2 protein-coding genes are annotated in these 1,872 nt (G+C 64.5%); one reads left to right on the top strand and one right to left on the bottom strand.

Annotated features, from left to right (window positions below; all coding sequences use genetic code 11):
- Positions 1 to 63: 63 nt before the first annotated feature.
- Positions 64 to 492, bottom strand: a complete 429-nt coding sequence (gene tnpA, locus KIK09_RS57175; RefSeq protein ID WP_214327972.1) for an IS200/IS605 family transposase — start codon at positions 490 to 492, stop codon at positions 64 to 66.
- 23 nt (positions 493 to 515) lie between these two features.
- Here tnpA and KIK09_RS57170 point away from each other — a divergent pair, with 23 nt between their 5' ends.
- The gene (locus KIK09_RS57170) at positions 516 to 1,829 is read left to right on the top strand and encodes an RNA-guided endonuclease InsQ/TnpB family protein (protein WP_308164890.1); all 1,314 of its coding nucleotides are present in this window, start codon (positions 516 to 518) and stop codon (positions 1,827 to 1,829) included.
- Positions 1,830 to 1,872 lie beyond the last annotated feature (43 nt).

The raw sequence follows: 1,872 nt of genomic DNA, 5'->3' as shown, positions 1-1,872 counted from the left end.
TGGGAGTGCCCGCTAGGGCGCGAGCGTGCCCTGACCTTTCAGGTTTGTCGGCAGCAGTTTCACTCACACAGGTCGTTTCTGCTGCTCGATGTACTGCTTGAGCACGGTGAGCGGCGCCCCGCCGACCGACCCAGCGAAGTAGGAACCAGACCAGAAATGTCCGCCCCAGAGGTATTTGCCTACGTGTGCGCTGTATTCCTTACGAAGCATCCGAGCCGAAACCCCCTTGAGCGAGTTGACGAGTTTGGACAGGGCGACCTTGGGCGGGTAGTGGACCAGCAGGTGGACGTGGTCGTGCTCGCCGTTGAACTCGCGCAGTTCGACCTCGAAGTCGGCGCATACCTCGCGCATGAGTTCCTCGCAGCGGATAAGCATCTCGTCGGTGAACACCCCACGCCGGTACTTTGTCACGAACACCAAATGGGCGTGGAGGTTGTAGACGACATGTCGCCCCGTTCTGACATCGGGGTTCGGATTCCATCGTGGTGACATAAACCAAACGATATGATCAGTGCGTGGAGAAGGTGAAGCGGACTCGTGCGCATGCGGCGCGACTCGACCTCAACCCGGCCCAGGAAGCCGTTTTGGACGGTCAAGCCCACACCGCGCGCGCCTTGTGGAACCTGCTCCATGAGTTCACGACCTTCCGCCAGGGCCGGTTCGCGTCACTGAAGGCCTGCGACGCGGCGATTCGGGAAGCCCGCCACGAGATCGAGTGGATGGGACAGCTCCCCGCCCAGGCCGCGCAAGCCGTACTGAAGACCTACCGGCAGGCGTGGGCGAACTTCTTCAACCCCGACCACCCGGCAAAGCGCCCGACGTTCAAGGGCCGGTTCCGGTCCCGGATGGCCGTGGACGTCCCCCAGGCCCGCGACTTGCAGATCACCCGGATCAACCGCAGGTGGGGTGCGGTGAACCTGCCCAAGGTCGGGCGGGTGACGTTCCGGTGGACAAAAGACCTGTCCGGCATCACCAAGGGCGGACCATCTGGGAGGGTCACCGGGGCTCGCCTGCTGAAAGAAGCCCACGGGTGGAACATCGTCTTCCGTACCGAGCTGCTCGTATCCGCACCCGTCCTGCACACCGGGCCGAAGGTTGGTGTGGATCGAGGCATCACGGTCCCTCTCGCCCTCTCCAACGGGCACCACCTTCGGCACGGCCCGTGGCTCACCAGCGGGGAGAGTGAGCGGCTCTTGCGTCTGGAGCGCAAAAGCGCCCGTCAGCGTGCCACCCGCGAGAAAGGCAACCCGGTCTCCAACCGGGAACGCCGCACCTACGACCAGATCGCCCGGCTCCGCGCGACAGCCAAGCGCCGAGCCGTCGACTGGCAGCATCAGAGCACGACCGACCTCGCGCGGCGATTCAGCGCGATCGTGGTTGAAGACCTGAAAATCACCAACATGATGGCCTCGGCGTCTGGGACCGTGGAGGAGCCGGGGGTCAACGTCGCCCAAAAGCGGGGCCTGAATCGCTCGATCGCGAGCCAGGCGTGGGGCCGAACGGTGGAGTTCCTGACCTACAAGAGCGCCGACCGTGGCGGTCTGGTCGCCGAGGTCCGCCCGCACGGCACCAGCCAAGAGTGCCACCGCTGCCACACCACCACTCCAGGATCTCGCGAAACGCAGTCGCGGTTCGCGTGCAAGAACCTGGCGTGCGGATGGATCGGCAACGCTGATACCAACGCCGCCCGAAACCAGCTTCATCGGTACAACTCTGCCGCCGGATGGGCGGTCACAGGACGTGGAGACTCCGGGATACCGGGGCCTGTGAAGCGTCAAGCATCCTGTCCCACAGTCTCGCCCGCGCCCGCGCTGCGAGCTGCTGCGTAAGCAGCACAGGAATCCTCCACATTCATGCGGAGGAGCACGTCAA

The organism is Nonomuraea sediminis, from assembly GCF_018531495.1.
GTDB classification, from domain to species: Bacteria; Actinomycetota; Actinomycetes; order Streptosporangiales; family Streptosporangiaceae; genus Nonomuraea; species Nonomuraea sediminis.
This window is presented reverse-complemented; position numbering and strand designations above follow the sequence as displayed.